General features: G+C 67.9%; 18 protein-coding genes and 1 pseudogene. 10 read left to right on the forward strand and 9 right to left on the reverse strand.

Translation table 11 applies throughout. The features are described 5' to 3' along the window. Window positions 1–292: 292 nt before the first annotated feature. A pseudogene (locus AB0H71_RS31735) lies at window positions 293–409 on the reverse strand (IS481 family transposase); the annotation flags it as partial. Between the two features lie 804 nt (window positions 410–1,213). Here AB0H71_RS31735 and AB0H71_RS31740 point away from each other — a divergent pair. Together AB0H71_RS31740 and AB0H71_RS31745 are read left to right on the forward strand one after the other, a co-directional pair. Then, window positions 1,214–1,399: a hypothetical protein gene (locus tag AB0H71_RS31740; RefSeq protein ID WP_357028465.1), complete on the forward strand. Its 186-nt coding sequence runs from the start codon at window positions 1,214–1,216 to the stop codon at window positions 1,397–1,399. Between the two features lie 296 nt (window positions 1,400–1,695). After that, window positions 1,696–2,538 (forward strand): hypothetical protein, encoded by an 843-nt coding sequence (locus AB0H71_RS31745; RefSeq protein WP_357028468.1) that lies wholly within the window; start codon window positions 1,696–1,698, stop codon window positions 2,536–2,538. A 231-nt stretch (window positions 2,539–2,769) separates the two neighbouring features. Here AB0H71_RS31745 and AB0H71_RS31750 read toward each other — a convergent pair whose 3' ends face one another. The 3 genes from AB0H71_RS31750 to AB0H71_RS31760 all read right to left on the reverse strand — a co-directional run bounded on the left by AB0H71_RS31750 (window position 2,770) and on the right by AB0H71_RS31760 (window position 5,308). After that, window positions 2,770–3,819, reverse strand: coding sequence for a hypothetical protein (locus tag AB0H71_RS31750; protein ID WP_357028471.1), 1,050 nt, complete (start codon window positions 3,817–3,819; stop codon window positions 2,770–2,772). 127 nt (window positions 3,820–3,946) lie between these two features. Beyond that, window positions 3,947–4,288, reverse strand: a complete 342-nt coding sequence (locus tag AB0H71_RS31755) for a hypothetical protein (RefSeq protein ID WP_357028474.1) — start codon at window positions 4,286–4,288, stop codon at window positions 3,947–3,949. 885 nt (window positions 4,289–5,173) lie between these two features. Next, a complete protein-coding gene (locus AB0H71_RS31760) occupies window positions 5,174–5,308 on the reverse strand; it encodes a hypothetical protein (RefSeq protein ID WP_357028477.1) in 135 nt (44 codons plus the stop codon). 384 nt (window positions 5,309–5,692) lie between these two features. Here AB0H71_RS31760 and AB0H71_RS31765 point away from each other — a divergent pair, with 384 nt between their 5' ends. Next, window positions 5,693–6,466 carry a hypothetical protein gene (locus AB0H71_RS31765; RefSeq protein ID WP_357028479.1) on the forward strand — a complete coding sequence of 258 codons (774 nt, stop codon included), beginning with the start codon at window positions 5,693–5,695 and terminating at the stop codon, window positions 6,464–6,466. Between the two features lie 435 nt (window positions 6,467–6,901). Here the strand turns inward: AB0H71_RS31765 and AB0H71_RS31770 are convergent, their stop codons facing one another. The 5 genes from AB0H71_RS31770 to AB0H71_RS31790 all read right to left on the reverse strand — a co-directional run bounded on the left by AB0H71_RS31770 (window position 6,902) and on the right by AB0H71_RS31790 (window position 11,467). Then, the gene (locus tag AB0H71_RS31770; protein ID WP_357028482.1) at window positions 6,902–7,129 is read right to left on the reverse strand and encodes a hypothetical protein; all 228 of its coding nucleotides are present in this window, start codon (window positions 7,127–7,129) and stop codon (window positions 6,902–6,904) included. 142 nt (window positions 7,130–7,271) lie between these two features. Continuing rightward, complete coding sequence (locus tag AB0H71_RS31775) at window positions 7,272–8,132, reverse strand: mycofactocin-coupled SDR family oxidoreductase (RefSeq protein ID WP_357028485.1); 861 nt, start codon at window positions 8,130–8,132, stop codon at window positions 7,272–7,274. A gap of 42 nt (window positions 8,133–8,174) precedes the next feature. Beyond that, window positions 8,175–9,410, reverse strand: a complete 1,236-nt coding sequence (locus tag AB0H71_RS31780; RefSeq protein ID WP_357028488.1) for a Xaa-Pro peptidase family protein — start codon at window positions 9,408–9,410, stop codon at window positions 8,175–8,177. A 130-nt stretch (window positions 9,411–9,540) separates the two neighbouring features. Then, window positions 9,541–10,785 carry a cytochrome P450 gene (locus tag AB0H71_RS31785; protein ID WP_357028490.1) on the reverse strand — a complete coding sequence of 415 codons (1,245 nt, stop codon included), beginning with the start codon at window positions 10,783–10,785 and terminating at the stop codon, window positions 9,541–9,543. 34 nt (window positions 10,786–10,819) lie between these two features. Continuing rightward, complete coding sequence (locus AB0H71_RS31790) at window positions 10,820–11,467, reverse strand: TetR family transcriptional regulator (RefSeq protein ID WP_357028493.1); 648 nt, start codon at window positions 11,465–11,467, stop codon at window positions 10,820–10,822. Between the two features lie 80 nt (window positions 11,468–11,547). On the opposite strand from AB0H71_RS31790, the gene AB0H71_RS31795 reads away from it, so the two are divergent. The 7 genes from AB0H71_RS31795 to AB0H71_RS31825 are packed head-to-tail and all read left to right on the forward strand — an operon-like array spanning window position 11,548 to window position 17,408. After that, window positions 11,548–12,066 (forward strand): nuclear transport factor 2 family protein, encoded by a 519-nt coding sequence (locus AB0H71_RS31795; RefSeq protein ID WP_357028496.1) that lies wholly within the window; start codon window positions 11,548–11,550, stop codon window positions 12,064–12,066. Between the two features lie 22 nt (window positions 12,067–12,088). Then, the gene (locus tag AB0H71_RS31800) at window positions 12,089–13,234 is read left to right on the forward strand and encodes an amidohydrolase family protein (RefSeq protein WP_357028499.1); all 1,146 of its coding nucleotides are present in this window, start codon (window positions 12,089–12,091) and stop codon (window positions 13,232–13,234) included. Window positions 13,235–13,262: 28 nt separating this feature from the next. Next, window positions 13,263–14,459 carry a cytochrome P450 gene (locus tag AB0H71_RS31805; protein ID WP_357028502.1) on the forward strand — a complete coding sequence of 399 codons (1,197 nt, stop codon included), beginning with the start codon at window positions 13,263–13,265 and terminating at the stop codon, window positions 14,457–14,459. Window positions 14,460–14,485: 26 nt separating this feature from the next. After that, window positions 14,486–15,322, forward strand: coding sequence for a mycofactocin-coupled SDR family oxidoreductase (locus AB0H71_RS31810; RefSeq protein WP_357028505.1), 837 nt, complete (start codon window positions 14,486–14,488; stop codon window positions 15,320–15,322). Window positions 15,323–15,326: 4 nt separating this feature from the next. Continuing rightward, a complete protein-coding gene (locus AB0H71_RS31815; RefSeq protein ID WP_357028508.1) occupies window positions 15,327–15,836 on the forward strand; it encodes a nitroreductase/quinone reductase family protein in 510 nt (169 codons plus the stop codon). Further along, entirely contained in the window at window positions 15,820–16,053 is a 234-nt protein-coding gene (locus AB0H71_RS31820; protein WP_357028511.1) for a ferredoxin, read from the forward strand. Before AB0H71_RS31815 ends, AB0H71_RS31820 begins: the two co-directional genes overlap by 17 nt. Next, window positions 16,050–17,408, forward strand: a complete 1,359-nt coding sequence (locus AB0H71_RS31825; RefSeq protein ID WP_357028513.1) for a cytochrome P450 — start codon at window positions 16,050–16,052, stop codon at window positions 17,406–17,408. The genes AB0H71_RS31820 and AB0H71_RS31825 overlap by 4 nt, the downstream gene beginning before the upstream one ends. The last annotated feature ends 46 nt before the right edge of the window (window positions 17,409–17,454 follow it).

Consider the following 17,454-nt stretch of genomic DNA (forward strand, 5'->3'; position numbering starts at 1 on the left):
TGCGCCGGAAACTATAGTTCCCGAAGCTACGGGTTACCACCGGTAGGCAGAGACAGACCCGGCCACCGCGACGCTGCGGTCGACCGTGTTCCGCGCGGACCATCTCCACTCCGGAGCCGTTCACCCGCCGCCGACTGCCCGGTCGCGGGTCAGGATCGCGTCCAGCCGCACCCACACCGGCCGGGCCAGAGTCAGCGCAATGCGTTCCCAGTGCCCGCCCAGGACCGAGGGACGGCAGGTGGCACACCGCGGCAACCCTAACCGATGCCTACAACTGAAACTGCTTCGACCGCTAGTTGTATGAGGCCGTGACGTTGGTGACGCCTGTGTGGAGTCGGCTGGCGGGTGGCTGGTTCCCGGCGGCTGAATGGGGGCGATGGTAGTTGAAGTGGATGTTCCAGACAGCGATTCGCGGGCTGCGGTGTTCAAGCTGGAGAACACCCCGAAGCGGCGGTGGCGGCCCCCGCGCCGAGATCGAAACCGCCCTCACCGGGCTGTGCGCCACCGCCCACACCCAGCAGCAGACACGCGACACCGCGGCCGAGCGAGCCCGCGACACCGCGCAGGAGGTCGGCGCCTCCCGACCGGCTCTGGCCCCAGATCCTCGACCAGGCCAGCGACCACACCGACCGCCATGCAGAGGTCGCTGAGGCCCGCACCCACGACCAGGCCGTCCGTGATCGCCTCGACAACACCGCCCGCCGCCGCGACCGTGACGACGAGCAGCTGCAGCAAGCCTGACCGAACTTCGGCGGCGGCGCGCGCTCACCGGCCCCGAGCAGGATGCCGAGCACGCCGCCCGCGCCGCCCGCGCCGAACTCGGCGTCCCGAACGAGCCTGCGCCCGCTGCCGCGCCGAGGCGGGCGGTGCCGGGGTTCGACTCCGGCTACGAGCCGCCGGTGGCCACGCCCTCGGCGGAGCCGGACGCCGAGTACGGGCTGTAGAGCCGCCGGACACTTGCCCGCTGCAGGGGTATGGCACCATATTTGGTGGTTGCCGAAGCTGTGCCCCCCGAGTTCGAGATGTTCTGGGCCATCTCCGCAGCGGCGTCAACCAACGGGGATTGACTAAAAGGGGCCTTACCCGCCGTGACAAAGGGTGAGGGGCTCAATCCCGACATCGACCTGCAACGGGTCGGAGTCGGGCTTTAGGCTGCCACAAGCACCGACTTCGGCTCTCGGATAGAGAGTGAAGTTGAATGAATCTCCCTGCGGTGACGGTCATCTTGGTCCTCATCTCGGTCACCCTGTTCGCTGTCCTCTGCGGCGTCGCTACCGCGCTCCTGAGCAAACGCAGCAACCCTGACCTGGCCGCTGCCGTGCTCCGCGGCTTCATCACCACCGGCGCGGTGATCGCCGGGACCTTTGGGGTGCTCGGCGTGCTGACGCTCTTGGTCTAGCCAGCACCCGAATTCAGACCAGACAAGGATGCCGGGCGCAGGTCGTATGCACAGGTAAACGAGTTGTGACGGCCTGCTTCCGCAGGGCTACGCTACCGGAGAAGCACGGCGCTCCGGCGCCGCGCGCCAGTCAGTACCGAGGGGTGAGCAGCATGGCTCTTGCGGATCGACCCGGCCCTCAGCCGGTCTTCGAGCACCGCTCCCGGAGGCGGCGATACGAGTGCGGCGTGTGTGGTGCCACTACTCAGATGAGCAAGGCTCACGTCCCACCGCAGTGTGCGGGAAACCAAGGGTCTGTGACCCGTGCGAGCTGGATGAACACCGCAGGTACGGTCTCGCTCGGACGTGCCGACCAAGGCGGGATCTTCTTCTGGGGACAGTGCCGCTCCTGCAACTCCGCGGCAGGTGAGGTCTTCGACCCTGCCTACGGCAAGCTGGCCACCGCTCTGCTTCCGTGGTGGCGGGCGTCCCTCGATCGCAACCTCACCGGGCTGGTGCCGGTGCCGGATGTCGACTTCAAGCCAGGAGCGGTAGCTCGATCGATCGTGCTTGGGATGTGCGCTACGACGACCATAATTCGCCGGAACTGGCCGACCGTCGAGGCGCTGCTGGATCGATCGACGCAGGTCGAACTCCCTGCCCGTATGCGGCTCTACGTGGCGCTCGCGCGGGGAAGGACTGCCTGGGTAGCGGGAACGGCTGCCAGTTACTGGCACAGCGGCCCCAGAGCGCGCCGAGGGGGCATCGATGGCCCGCAGATCCTCATGTCCTTCTCGTCGGTGTTCTTCCCGCCGCTGGCATGGCGCCTCATCGATGAGGACACGGCCATGCTCGACGACGAGGGCTGGGCCGATGTGAGCGAGTGGTGCTCGATCGCACCCGATGCCGTGCACAACTTGCGGAACTTCGTGACGAAGTTGCCGAAGGTCAGGCACCCGCGTCACGAACCGCACGGCGACAACGAGTGGGTGGATCAAGTTCAGGGCGAGGTCTCCCACATCATCGAGTGCCTCGACGTCCTGGACAGCCGTAGCGATCAGGCAGGAACGCGCCGTCGCACCATGCAGCGGGCTATGGTACCGATGGAGGAGGTAGAAGCGCTGGCGCGCGAACGAGGGTACAGCGTGAACGACGACTGATCCGCCCGGCACGACGCCGAAGCTCGTCTTTAGCAGACCCCGCCATGCCGAACTCGACAGCCAAGCCGCCGCGATTACCCGAGCCCGCGCAGATGCCGACGCCAATGCCATCGCCGAGCAAGCCCTCAACAAGCCGTAGACGACTGTAGCCGCCCAGATCCTGCCGCAGGGGAACTGCTCGAATCTCGGGTGGCCTGGCGGCCTACCGCGAGATCCGAGCAGCACATGAACTCAGCCCGGCTCGTGGTACCGCGTGTGAGCAGCACGCGCCGCTGCACGCCCGGGTTCGCTGGCCATGTTTTCCGAGAGCAGCATGAGCGCCATCGCAGCGCCCAGGATCCCGGTCAGCACCGAGCCGAGGATCGGGAACTGCGCGAGGTCGGCGACGATACCGAGGGTGATGCCACTCCAGAAGGCGGTGAGGACAGCGAATATCCCCCGCGAGCTGGTAGCGATACCGGCCAGCTGGGTCACGCTGATCCACGACGGGGTCGCGCTGAACACGACGAACCCGGTCATGGCGCCGACGAGCGGGGATCGCACGGCGATCCCGGCGGCCACGCCGATCCCGATCCCGACGAGAGCGGCCACGCTCAGGCGCAGGGGCGTCAGCAGCTCCGGCCAGCGGGAGTGGTGGATCCATCTCGCCGACGCCAGCAGCAGCCCGACCACGATGATCTCCACCGCCACGACGATGGCGGTCCCGTCGCCACCGAGGTGCCCGAATCGGATGGTCGCCACCATCGGGTACAGCGCGATGACGAGCAGGAACAGCGGAAAGACCCGCACGACCCCGGCCTGGAGCACCGACCGCGCCGATCGGCGCGCGACCGGAGCGGCGGCCTCGCCGAGCTCCGAGCAGCCGCGGCAGTATGCCGCGGGCAGGTAGAGCTCCGGGATGGACAGGGTGCGGACAGGCCTGGCGAACCTGGACAGCAGCAGCTCCAGATCCCCGTCCACGCCCCGGACGTCGGGCTGCTCTTTCGGGACCGGCCGCATCGGTGTGTGGTCACGGAATCCGTGCCATACCTGCCGGGAGACCTCGCTGGGCAACTGGAGCGGAGCGTCTTCCTCCCAGCCTCCGACATCGTCGGCGGCAGTGCTCGACGCGACGGTGCGCACCAGCGGCCGGCCCGAGACCTCATCCCAGAGCGCGAGCATGTTGGTCACCGTCTCGGCAGGCAGACGACATGCCTCCAGGAAGGCCCGGACCTGCTCGCGGCTCTTGGGCAGGGTGTGGTTGCGCGGGCTGACGAAGCGGTAGGCCGTCGAACGCGGCAACCCGGAGTCACCGCGATCTGCCCGGCGGTGAGCCCGGACATCTCGTGCACCCGGCGCAGCATCGCCATGAACGCCACTACGGCCGGGTCGGCGGGCGGGGGTTCCAGGTTGGGGGGTTCCGGTGCGCTCACCGTGTCCCGCCCGCGCTGGCGAGGATCACGCCGAGGAATCGGCACAGCGCCCGCACCGCGGCACCGGCCGAGCTGGCGGGCAGCACCAGGACCACCAGCGGCACCGCAATCACCAGCAGGTAGCGCAGCGCCTGCACTGGATCGACACCCCGCTCGACCGACAGGTAGTGGTAGGACAGGCCGCCGATCACGATCACCGAGGCCAGAAAAGCCGAGGGCCACGACACCGAAGGCGGGGCCGAGGAATCCGGTACGGGGGGCGCCACCGCGGTGGGTGGGCGCGTTTCGATGTCCCGATCGCGGTCACCAGAGGACCGCCGGGACGTCTTGTCGAACAAAACGATTGACCTTCTACTCCGGGCAGCCCGAGAAGCAGGGTCTGTCGATCGACATTCCGTGCGCGCGTGCGGAACTGTGTCGAGGGGCCAGTACCTGCCTCTCGGGCTACCAACTTTCGAGACAGCCGAGACTTCGAACCACCAAGTCACGACACCGCACCATTCCGAGTTCCCGCCCGGACAGCGCGCACCGGCCCCGGGGATCGACGCCAGCGGTTGATCATTCTGCACTGTCACGTCTTGATTACGAAACGTATACAGGGGTCTGTTTGCCCGCTGCCCCTAAATTGCCGTCCAACGGCACAATCACCGATTGCCGACCCCGCTCACGGATCGGCGCGATTTCATGTGCAGCTGCAAGCACAGATGCCCAGCCGGTGTTCAACGCGTGCAACGCCCCAGGTCAACGACTGTCTCACGGTGCAGGACAAGATTCGCCCTCACCCGCATCACCGCTGCTAACGCAGTTTCGCGCCCCACGAATTCGTCCGGCAACTCAATGGACATGTTCGATGGCTTATGGTTGTTACATCGCGATGACACTTCTCGGCGGTAAGGCCGATAGATGTTCGCTGCGAGACCCCCGGATGACCGCTTTCGAGACAGCCGAGCAACCGGGATCGGCGTGTCTGTTCCCGCAGACCCGCCGGACAAAGCCTCGCAGGGCGACCCCGGCCAGTCCGGGGCCCTGTGAGGCCCTCCACTCCTCATGGCCACCGGAACTCGGGACACCGCGCTGGGCCGGCGCCCCGACTGGTCCTGGCCAGGTCCTCGGCCACTCCGCCCACGAGTGTGCGGTCGAGGTCTACTCGCCGAAGCCGCGCCGCCACGATCGCGATGCCAAGCGGCTTCAGCGAGGGACCGGCCGAGAGCGCTCGGCACCGCTCAACGATCGAAGATGACGCTGACCTCCAGCCCGCGGTCGGTGACTTCGGTGTCGACATCGAGGCGGTGAGCCACGGTGGACACCCCCCAGAAGATGGCGCTGGCGGCCAGGCCAGCCAGGATCGCTCCGCTCATCGTGGCGGGATCACTCCAGCCCGCACCGTGAGGACGCCGCTCCTCGCCACCGCGCGCTGCCGTTGCCCGCTCGCGGGTCTTCGCCGGACCACGGCGTGAGCGACGCTGCCGCCCGCCAGGACGCTCACCAGGGCGCGGCGGCGGCCCGGACCTGGTGGTGGCCCGGCGCGAGGACCGAGAAGCTGACATCGAAGACTCCCATTCTGGACACTTGGTCTTTTTCTGAGCCCTAAACGCTGACGGGCATTATGCTTGTGCTGCTGATGTCAAGCTTGCAGTGCAGCACTTTTCGAGGCAAGCGGCCGGGCTCAGTACCGGAAAGCAGGAGAAATCCTGTGCCGGGAGGTTGAAGCTAAGTTGAAAAAGTGTAGATAGAAGGTAGTGATGGCGAAGAGGCGGTTGCGCGCCCCCACGATCTCGTCCGGTCCTCGCCGCGAGTTCTTCGTCCACCTGCAGCGGCTGGTGCTGGACCACGGCGACCTGCCCACCAAGGAACTGGGCCGGTTGAGCGGCTACTCCCACCAGGCCATCTACAAAGCGCTCGTCGGGCCTGCCATGCCGAGTTGGGAACTCACGGAACGGCTGACCCGGGCGCTGGGAGAAGAGCAGGCCGTCGAGCAGACCCGGCCGCTGTGGAAGGCCGGGGTCATCGACGAACGCGGCCTCGCTGCCGCTCCCGCCTCGGTAGCGCCCGCAGCACCCGCGCCCGCTGACGCCACCGCGCTTGAACAACCCGCCACGCCAACCCAACGAGCTGAGTCAAGCCGCGGGCGACCGACTCGCCTGGACCTCGCCCGCGCAGCCAAAGCCACAGAGCAGAGCGTGTTTTCGCTGTTCGCAGTGGAAGCGCCGCCCAGCCAGACGCACTTCGGCGCCGACCCGAGGTTCCAAGCCCGCCGCGCCCTCGCCGACGAGATCTGGAATCACTTCCGCGGCGCCGGAGCCAATCCCGACGCCTTCGCGGCAAAGAGCGCCCGCACCCACCTATCCCGCTGGATGGCTGCCACAGCCATCCCCGACACGCACCAGCTGGTGCTCTTCGCCTACGAGCTGCAGCTGGACGCACTCGAACGAAACGAGCTTCTCGCACTCCGCTCGGCCGCGGCGAACGAGCGGTCCTGGGACGACGAGATACAAAGGCGCGGTACCTCCGCGTGACAGCCCGTTGAGATGCCGCCATCCCGATGAACGGCAGAGACGAGGCACTACCCGATGACATAAGCTCCGCTGGGCCCGCCGTCGCGCACGACGACGGCGGGCCTTTGCCGCAGGAATCGATTGCCAACAGCAGTTGTCGGTGTTGTAGCAGGTTGACGGACTGGTCGATACGCCCTACGGACACACCTATGTCAGCACTCGCCTACAGCGGGTAGTCGGCTTCGATCATCAGATGGCCAGCCCGAAGTCGCTGCTTGCTTGCGTTCCCATGTTCGACACGCCCCGCCGAGGGCACGAACCTGCGACAGCGTTTCCGCAGCTCAGCGGGCCTTTTTCGATTCAGACCACCCGTTCGGCGCGCCGAAGACACAGAAATGTACAGGTCAGGCGATCTCCCGATGCGAGCCGTCGGAGGAAACACAGAACATGGGCAACTCAGGACTCATCGACGTCCCCGCGGCCGGCCTGCCACCTCAACAGCGCGGCAAGAGCCTTCGCCTGGGCGGCACCGACCCGCTCGCCTTCGGCGCCCTCGACGTAGCGGACCTCGAAAGACACCGTCAGTTCATCACGCACCACATCGTCACCTCGTCGAGCAGGTAACTCGACCTGACTGCCAGGTCCCGGCGTTGCCTCGGCATCACCTCTGCCCATGTCGCCCACCGAAGCTCCTCTGCCGGACTCGGGTGCCGCCGTGCCGACGGGGATCAACCTCGTTGCTCGCAGCCACTCGAGGAATTCTCGACCGGACCACGCTCCCGTCGCGGTAGGCGCGCAGATTTCTGCTATCCGCCCCGTCGTGTATTCAGGCGTGGTAGTCGTGCCATTTGAGATAGCCACCCGCATCGATCCTCAGCTGCATACCTGTGATGTAGCGGGACTCAGCGGATGCGAGGAACAGCACAGCGTCGCTGATGTCTTCCGGCTCCACATACGGAATCGGCATGGCCTGCTGGACCGAGAATCCGGGCAGGGCGTCCTCGCGGGTCGGCGCTTCCAGATCCGGGCGGAACGACCGGTACATCGGTTCGCTGTTCAGCATCGGCGTGTTGCAGTTCGTAGGATGAACGACATTCGCCCGGATACCGAGCGGCGCCAGGTTTGTGGCGAGTTCGTGCACATAGTGCGACAGCGACTGCTTCGCGACCATGTACGCCATTCCCCCGGGATCTCGTCCCGGCTCCTGGAGCGGCCGCATGACCATCATCGCCGCAGTCGAGCCGGTGGCGATGATCGACGCTTGCTCACTCAGATGCGGCAATGCTGCGTGAATCGTATTGATCACCCCGACCAAGTTCGTGTCGACGACATCGGCCCACGCCTGAGTCTTGGGCTCACCGCGCTGTCCGATGATGCCTGCCTGCGCGACGACGATATCGAGGCGGCCCAGCTCGGAGATGCCATGCTGCAGCGCAGTCCGGATCTCGGACCGTTCGCCCACGTCGGCCTCCGCTGTGACGACTCGGCGGCCTGCTGCCTTCACCAGCCGCGCTGTCTCCTGCAGATCATCCGGGGTGGAGAGCGAGTACCGCAGGGAGCCGATGTCGCGGCAGATGTCGATTGCGATGACGTCAGCTCCCTCCTCCGCCAGCCGGACTGCGTGACTGCGGCCCTGACCACGCGCCGCGCCGGTGATGACCGCGACCTTTCCTGCTACGCGCCCCATTGATGAAATACTCCCGTCCACAAGAATCGACCTCGCCAGGTCTCACGACAGTGACGGCGGTCCGTAAGGTGCGTACGGATAGTCGGTGAGTGCGATGTACCCGTCGTCGGTGACGACGACGATCTCCTCGCTCCGGTATCCGCCGGTGCCGTCTTCCCACACCACGGGCTCGAGGACCAGCACCATGCCGGTGCGGAGCAGGTAGTTCTCGTCGTGCTCGTCGCCGAGATCGGTGCCGATCATCGGCATCTCACCGGCCTGCACGCCGATACTGTGACCGAGGTAGAAGTGGGGGAGCCACGGCTTCACCCCGCCCGCGGCGGTTATGGCGGCGCGGGAGAGGTCTGCGAGGCTGCTGCCCGCGCGGGTGACGTCGAGGACCGCGTTCAGAATTGTCCACCACCGCTCGAACTGTGCCTGCTGGCGGCGGGTCGGCTCCTGCCCGACGAGCCAGGTGCGGCCGAAGTCCGAGCAGTAGCCGTTGTAGTTGATGCTGACATCGGTCCAGAGCACGTCTCCGGCAGCGAGCTCGCGCTCGGTGGACAGCAGCGGCAGCGCCAGATCGCCGTGGGTGGTCCACACGCCCTCGGCCTTCGTATGGGGCATGACCTGCCAGATCGGTTCGAGCATGCTCGCCACCGCGCCGAGTTCGAACGCGCGGCGGGTGAACTTCGCGGACAGGTCGATCTGCCGGATGCCGGGGTCGAGAACCGCCTGGACGTCGACCATGGCCTCGTCGGTGATTCGGCACGCGGTGCGCAGGGTGGCGATCTCGTCGGGGGTCTTGATCACCTTGGCGGCGCCGACGACGACCGCGGCGTCTCCAGGGGCAGCGGCGGGAAACAGCAAGGGCGCGTGGCGGCGCATGGCTCCGGTCATCTCGTCGACGGCGATGGTGGCGCCGGGTGAGACGATCTGGGAGACGAAGCGGGCGAATTGTTCGACGCCCTCGTCGAATTCGAGGTAGGCGGCCGGGTGGAGATGGTCCTCGGGCAGGCCGGTGTCGAAGGGGCCGATATCGCCGTACTGTATGAACAGGTGCGGGATCGGGTCGTCGGCCAGCACGACGGCCACCGGCCGTTCGACGTGCGAGAGCCCGGCGTCGGCGAGCGGCCACCAGGTGCCGGTGGCGTAGGTGACAGCGCCGTTGCCGAGCAGGATCAGCGCGTCCACACCGTGCTCGGTCATGGCGGCGCGCAGCCGGGCACCGACCTCGCGGCGCAGCCTGCCCCGGTCGGCGACGTCGGGTATCTCGAAGGTGGAGGTCACATGTGTCACTGCGGTAGGTCCCTGTTTGATGGCGCGGAGTGAACGGGGTCGCTGCCCCGAGGAGGGCGGGATTCGCCGCGGCCCGTGCGCCGGCGAGCGGTCACCGCGCCGAGCGGGATCCCGGCTGATCAATGCGTTGTCACCAGCTCACGGGGAGTTCGTAGACGCCGTAGGCCAGGCGGTCGTTCTTGAACTGGATCTGCTCGATCGGGGTGGCCAGCCGCAGGGTGGGGACGCGGCGGAACAGCGTGCCGAGCACGATCTGCAGTTCGATGCGGCCCAGGGTCTGGCCGACGCAGGAGTGTCTGCCGAAGCCGAAGGCGACATTGCGGCCCGCGTTGTCCCGCTCGACGTCGAAACGCAGCGGGTCGTCGAAGACGGCGCCGTCCCAGTTCGCCGGGACCAGGTCGATGATGATCCCTTCCCCGGCCCGGATGGTCTCGCCGCCGATCTCGATGTCGTCGGTGGCGACGCGGCGCTGGCCGTTCTGCACGATGCTGAGGTAGCGCAGCAGCTCCTCGACGCCGTTGGCGAGCACCTTCGGGTCGTCGGTGTCGCGGAGCAATGCGAGCTGGTCGGGGTGCTCGAGCAGCGTGAGCACACTGAGCCCGATCATGTTGGCGGTGGTCTCGTGCCCGGCCAGGAGCAGGCCGTTGGCGGCCTGAGCGGCTTCGAGCACGGTGAGGTCGCCGGTCTTGACCTTCTCGGCGAGGTCGGAGACCGCGTCCTCGCCCGGGTTCTCCATCTTGGTTTCGACCAGGCGGGCGAGGTACTTCAGCAGTTCGGCCCGGCCCTGGCGGGCGTCTTCGGCGGCGGCGAAGCGGGCGAGCCCGATGTCAGCGTGCTTCTGGAACAGTGGGGCGTCCTCATAGGGGACCCCGAGCAGTTCGCTGATCACCAGCGAAGGCACCGGAAGACCGAGCAGCGCAACGAGATCCGCGGGCGCGGGCCCGGCGAGCATGGCGTCGATGTGCGCGTCGGTGATGGCCTGGATCTTGGGCCGGAGCGCGGACATGCGGTGGAAGGTGAAGTGCTTGGACATGACCCGCCGGAACTTGGCGTGCTCGTCCCCGTCGGCGATCACGACAGACCGGACCCGCTTGGCCACCATGGCCTTCATCGCGCCGTTCCAGTGCGGGAAGCCGGGCATACGGTCGTCCACGCTCACCCTCGGGTCGGCGAACAGCGCCTTGACCTCGTCGTAGCCGGTGACCAGCCACGGTGTGCTGCCATCCCAGATCCGCACGCGGTGCACCGGTTTCGACTCGCCGAGCACGCGCAGCTGCGCGGGCGGGGCCAGCGGGCAACCGGAATCCCGGACCATCGGGTAGTGCGGTGGTTCGCCGAGGCCGGTGTGCGGCGGGTCGGTCAGGGTGTCGGACATCGAAATCCTTTCGGAGACAGTGCCGCAGGGCTGCTCAAGCGCGGGTGACCGGCGCCTGCCACAGCCCGACGATGGCGTCGACGAGGCCGGAGGCGGCGCCGGACCAGTGGGGGCGCGGAGTCTTCCGGCCCGCGGCGAGCGCGCGTTCGTACTCCGCGCAGGTGTAGAGGAGCATCGAGCGCATCATGATGTTGCGTTCGCGGCGCACGTGCGCGGGCAGGTCGGGTACGGCCCGGCCGATGCCGTCCACGACCCGGCGGAGCATCGGTGCCTGCATGGCGTTCCGGGTGATGATGCGCTGGTAGGTGGGGTCGGTCATGACCTGCGCGGCGAACCGCGCATACCAGGTCGGGCCGGGCAGCGAGTCCAGGTGCTCGGTCAGCGATTCGACCAGGCAGCGCACCCAGTCCCGCAGCTCGGCCGAATCGCCGATCTGCTCGATCTTGGCCGCGATGTGGGCCGCGATGGCCGGTGCGTGGTGGTCGTCGATGGCACGGACCAGGTCGGCTTTGGTGCCGAAGTGGTAGGTGATCGCGCCGTTGTTGCCCTGACCGGCGGCGTCGACGATCTGGCGGTGGGTGACCGCCTCGATCCCATGCTCGGCGAAGAGCCGCTCGGCGGCGGCCAGCAGCGCGGCGCGGGTGCTGTCCGAGCGCAGCGATTTCCGGGTCCCCGTCGTCATGACACCAGTCAACATTGACCCTTGACCTAAGTCAAACGTATTACTTAAATGAGACCGTGAGCACACACCCCGGAGGCGGCATGGCGGACAGTGACGACGTCGTCGCCATCACCCAGCTGATCAACCTGTACGGACTCGCGGTCGACACCCAGCGCTGGGAGCTCTTCGAGGGCATCTTCACCACCGACGTGGACGCCGACTACGGCGAGGCGTCGCACTGGACCGACCTGGCGCAATTCACCTCCGACTTCGCCGCGTTCCACGACCCCTTCGACTCCACCCAGCACACGATGTCGACCCACGTCGTCCGGGTCGACGGCGATCGCGCGCGCAGCTTCTGCAATGGAACCTGGCGGCTCATTCGCAAGGCCGTCGACGGCAGCCCGCTGTGGGACGGCTCGGGCTGGTACGACGACCGCTGGGTGCGCACCGCCGAGGGCTGGCGGCTGCGGCACCGGATCTGCCGGATCACCTGGTGGACCGGCGACCCGTTCGTCCAGAAGACCATCCCGGGCGTCGAGTTCGTCCTCACCACCACCGTGCTGCGCCGCGAAGCCGAGGCGGGCCGGGTCGGCGTGCTCGACACCACCACGGCCTGACGAACCTCCAGGAGGATCGACCATGACCGCCATCCAGCACCGGCCGGGCACCGAACCCGCGCGCGAGGTCGCGGTGCGCTGCGTGGACTCCGACGTCCACCCCGCCCCGCGCCGCGGCGAACTCGTCGACCACATCCCCGAGCCGTGGCGCAGCAAGTACTTCCTGTCGCACCGGCGCGGCGAGAAGATCCTCTACGACGCCCCCGACTACGTGCACGCCATGGCGATGCGCGTGGACAGCTTCCCCGACGACGGTGAATTCGCCTGCAGCGACCCCGACCTGGCGCTGCGCCAGCTGATCATGCAGGCGGGCTCCGACATCGTGATCCTGGAACCGACGGTCGGGCAGGCACGGCTACCCGAGGCGACCGCGGCCATGGCCTCGGCCTTCAACACCTGGCTGGATCGGTGCTGGCTCGACCCGCACAACAACCGGCACGAACGCTGGCGCGGCTCGATCTGCGTCGCCATCGAGGACCCGGCAGCCGCGGTGGCCGAGATCGAGAAGTGGGCTGGACACCCGTACATGGCGCAGATCCTGCTCAAGGCCGAGCCGCGCCCGGCGTGGGGCAACCCGGTCTACGACCCGATCTGGGCCACCGCCACCCGCCACGACCTCCCGGTGGCCTGCCACGTCGCCCGCGGCGCCTTCGAGACGCTGCCGATGCCGCCGGTCGGGGTGCCCAGCTACAACCACGACTTCATGGTCAGCTACTCGCTGCTGGCCGCCAACCAGATCATGAGCCTGATCTTCGACGGCGTCTTCGACCGCTTCCCGGCCTTGCGGATCATTTTCGTCGAGCACGCCTTCACCTGGATCCTGCCGCTCATGTGGCGCATGGACGCCATCTACGAGCACCGCAAGGCGTGGCTCGACCTGCGGTGCAAGCCCTCGGAGTACGTCCGGGAGCACATCTGGTTCACCACCCAGCCGCTGGACTACCCGGAGGACAAGACCGAGCTCACGCGGGCCCTGGAGTGGATGGAGTGCGAGAAGCTCCTGCTCTTCTCCTCGGACTACCCGCACTGGACCTTCGACGACCCGCGCTGGCTGGTCAAACACCTACCGGCGCACGCCCGCGACGCCGTCATGTACGGCAACGGCATCGATATCTACAAGCTGCCAACAACCGTGCCTGCCCTCGCGGGCCAGACCCGCGTGTTCTGAGCGCAGTACCGAATCGAGAGGCGAGACCATGACGGTCGGCACCGACATCCACTACGACCCCTACGACGTCGCCCTGAACGCCGACCCGTACCCGATGTTCGCGCGGCTGCGCGAGCAGGTCCCGCTCTACTACAACGAGACCCACGACTTCTATGCGGTGAGCCGCTTCGACGACGTGCACCGGGCGATCGTGGACCACGAAACCTACAGCTCCGCGCGCGGTGCGATCCTGGAGATCATCAAGGCGAACATGCCGATCCCGCCCGGCATCCTGATCTTCGAGGACCCGCCGATCCACGACGTGCACCGCAAACTGCTGGCCCGCATGTTCACCCCGCGCCGGATCATGGCGTTGGAGCCCAAGATCCGGGAGTTCTGCGCCCGCACTCTCGACCCGCTGATCGGGACGGGCCGCTTCGACTTCGTCGCCGATCTCGGCGCGCACATTCCCATGCAGGTCATCGGCATGCTGCTCGGCGTTCCCGAAGGCGAACTCGGCCGCACCGTGGAGGCCACGACGACGATCGAAACCGAACCGGGCCGGCCGATGACCGAGAACCCCGGCGGCCCGCTGGCCACCGGCGAGGGCTTCGCCGAGTACATCGATTACCGGGCGAAGCACCCCTCCGACGACCTCATGACCGAGCTGATGACCGCCGAGTTCGAGGACGAGACCGGTACCTGGCGCCGCCTGACCCGCGAGGAACTCCTGCTCTACCTGACCGTCGTCGCCACGGCCGGCAGCGACACCACCACCCGCATGCTCGGCTGGGCGGGCAAGGTGCTGGCCGAACACCCCGAACAGCGCCGCGAACTGGTCGAGAACCGGGCCCTGCTGCCGCAGACGGTCGAGGAACTCGTGCGCTACGAGCCACCCGCCCCACAGGTCGCCCGCTACGTCACCCGCGATGTCGAGCTGCACGGGCGGACGGTCCCGGCGGGCTCGGTGATGCTCCTGCTGCTCGGCGCGGCCAACCGCGACGCCCGGCGCTTCGCTCCGGACGGCGATGTCTTCGACATCCACCGCACCCCGGCCCAGCACCTGGGATTCGGCGCCGGAACCCACTTCTGCCTGGGCAACGCCCTGGCCCGGCTCGAGGGCCGGATCGCGCTCGACGAAATCCTGAACCGATTCCCCGCGTGGGACATCGACCTGGCGAGCGCGCAGCTGTCCTCGACCTCGACGGTCCGCGGCTGGGTCAGCATGCCGACCGTCGTCGCGTGACACCACCCCATCGAAACGAGGACATCATGACTGGCCGAGTACAGGAGAAGGTCGCCTTCGTGACCGGAGCGGCTCGCGGGCAGGGCCGCGCGCACGCGGTGCGGCTGGCGCAGGAGGGCGCCGACATCATCGCCGTCGACGTCTGTAAACCGGTCGGCGGCGAACAGATCCCGCCGTCGACGCCCGCGGATCTGGCCGAGACCGCGCGGCTGGTCGAAAGCCACGGCAGACGCATCGTGACCGCCGAGGTCGATGTGCGCGACACCGGCGCACTGCGCGAGGCGGTCGACGACGGCGTGCGGCAGCTGGGACGGCTCGACATCGTCGTGGCCAATGCCGGGATCGGCAATGGCGGGGACACCCTGGACAACACGCTCGAGGACGACTGGCAGGAGATGATCGATATCAACCTGTCGGGGGTGTGGAAGAGCGTCAAGGTCGCGGTGCCGCACATCCTGGCCGGTGGACGCGGCGGGGCGATCGTGCTGACCAGCTCGGTCGGCGGGCTCAAGGCCTACCCGCACTGCGGGAGCTATGTCGCGGCCAAGCACGGCGTCGTCGGGCTGATGCGCACCTTCGCCGTCGAACTGGGCCAGCACTCGATCCGGGTGAACTCGGTGCACCCCTCGCAGGTGAACACCCCGATGTCGATGAACGAGGCCACCTTCCGGCTGTTCGCCCCGCACAAGGAGCACCCGGGCCCCGAGGATTTCGCGCCGATCTCGCAGATGATGCACACCCTGCCGATACCGTGGGCCGAGCCCGAGGACATCGCCAACGCGGTGCTCTTCCTGGTCTCCGACGAAGCCCGCTTCATCACCGGCGTCCCGCTGCCGGTCGATGCCGGTGCCTGCCTCAAGTAGCGCCGTGCCGAGACCCTATCCCGAACCGGGACAGCCGGATTGGGCAAGCAGGCACCGCGCGCTCTACCTCAGCTCGGGTGGCACCGCCGGGCACGTCATGGACCTGCGCCCGGTCGGCGGGCACCGCTTCACCACACACTGCCTGCTGCGGCTGGCCGGGCGCCGCACCGGCCGCACGGTGATCACGCCGCTGATCTACGGCGCCGCCGGTGGCGAGGTGCTGGTGGTGGCTTCCAACGGCGGCTCCGACCGGCACCCGGCCTGGTATCGCAATCTTCGCGCCCACCCCACCCTGCGGTTCCAGATCGCCACCCAGGCATTCGAGGCGACCTGGCGCGAACCCGAAGCGCCGGAGCGGCAGCGGTTGTGGGACTTCATGGTGGCGCTGTTCCCGCCGTATGCCACCTATCGGGCCGCAACCGATCGCCGGATACCGCTGGTGGCGCTGCGCGCTGTCGCCGCCGCACCGGTCTTCGCCGTACAGGAGGAAACACACCATGAACGTCTGGGTTGACGCCCGGCGCTGCCAGGGCCACACGCTGTGCGCCATGATCGCCCCCGATCACTTCGTGCTCGACGACATCGACGGGCACGCCTCGACCACCAGCCCGGCGGTCGCCGCAGAAGGGGCCGAGCGCGTCCGCAACGCCGTGCGCTCCTGCCCGGAGGGCGCGATCGTCGTCGACGAGTCCTCGCCCAACGGCTCCGGACCGAAAGGATCCTTCTCGTGAGCACCGACCACGACGAACAGCGCAAGGCCCCCCGCTTCCACTTCGACCGCCACACCGCCGAATACCGGCACCGGTTCGACGAGATCACCGGGGAGATGCACGCGAAATGTCCGCTGGCCTGGAGTGACACCTACGACGGGCACTGGGTCGCCGCAGGCGGCAATGCCGTGTTCGAACTCGCCCGTTCCCCCCGGGTATCCAACGACCACGACATCCACGGCGCGCGCCGCGGCTACCAGGGAATCGGCATCCCGCTGCCGAAACGGGCACGCACCGTAAGGGGCAGCATCCTGGAGATGGACGACCCCGAGCACCGCCTCTACCGCGCCGTGTTCAACCCCTATCTCTCGCCCGCGGCGGTCGCGCGCTGGATTCCGCTCATCGAGGAGGTGGTGCGCGCGAGCCTCGACGAGCACATCGAGACCGGACACATCGACTTCGTCGACGATCTGGCCAATATCGTCCCCGCCGTACTGACCCTGGCAATGCTGGGACTACCGCTCGCGGATTGGAAGCTCTACTGCGAGCCCGTGCACGCCGCCGTCTACACCCCGGAGCACTCTCCGGACCTGCCCCGGGTGCAGGCCATGCACCAGCAGATGGGTAAGGACCTCGTCGCCGCCATCGAGAGCATCCGCGCCAACCCGCGCCCGGGAATCGTCGGTGCGCTGCTCGACTTCCGGATCGATGGCGAACCCGCACCGTTCACCGAGATCATGGCCGGGGTCGCGCTGGTCATCGGCGGCGGCTTCGACACCACCACCGCGCTCACCGCGCACGCGCTGGAGTGGCTGTCCGAGCATCCCCAGCAGCGCACACAGCTCTCGGCGGAGCGCGAGGACCTGCTCGAACCGGCGACCGAGGAGTTCCTGCGCTACTTCACGCCCGCCCCCGGCGACGGCCGCACGATCGCCGAGGACTGCGTCGTCGACGGCGTGCGCCTGCGCGAGGGCGACCGGCTCTGGCTGTCCTGGGCGATGGCCAATCGCGACCCGGAGATCTTCCCCGAACCCAACGAGCTCGTTCTGGATAGGAAAGCGAACCGGCACTTCAGCTTCGGGCTCGGCGTACACCGTTGCGTCGGCTCCAACGTCGCGCGGACGGTGTTCAAGGCCATGCTCACCGCGGTGCTGGACCGGATGCCGGACTACCGCTGCGATCCCGACGGGACCGTGCACTACGACACCATCGGCGTGATCCAGGGCATGCGCAACCTCCCGGCCACCTTCACCCCCGGCTCCCGCCTCGGCCCCGGGCTCGACGAGACCCTCGCGCAGCTGCAGCACGTCTGCGACGAGCAGGGGATCGCCCGGCCGGTCACCGAGTACCGGGACGCGGCACGCATCACCTACTGATGACGGTGGATAGAATGCCGGTATCGACGGTAAGCGAGTACGGGAC

The organism is Nocardia sp. NPDC050697 (assembly GCF_040654395.1).
In the GTDB taxonomy this organism is placed as follows: Bacteria; Actinomycetota; Actinomycetes; order Mycobacteriales; family Mycobacteriaceae; genus Nocardia.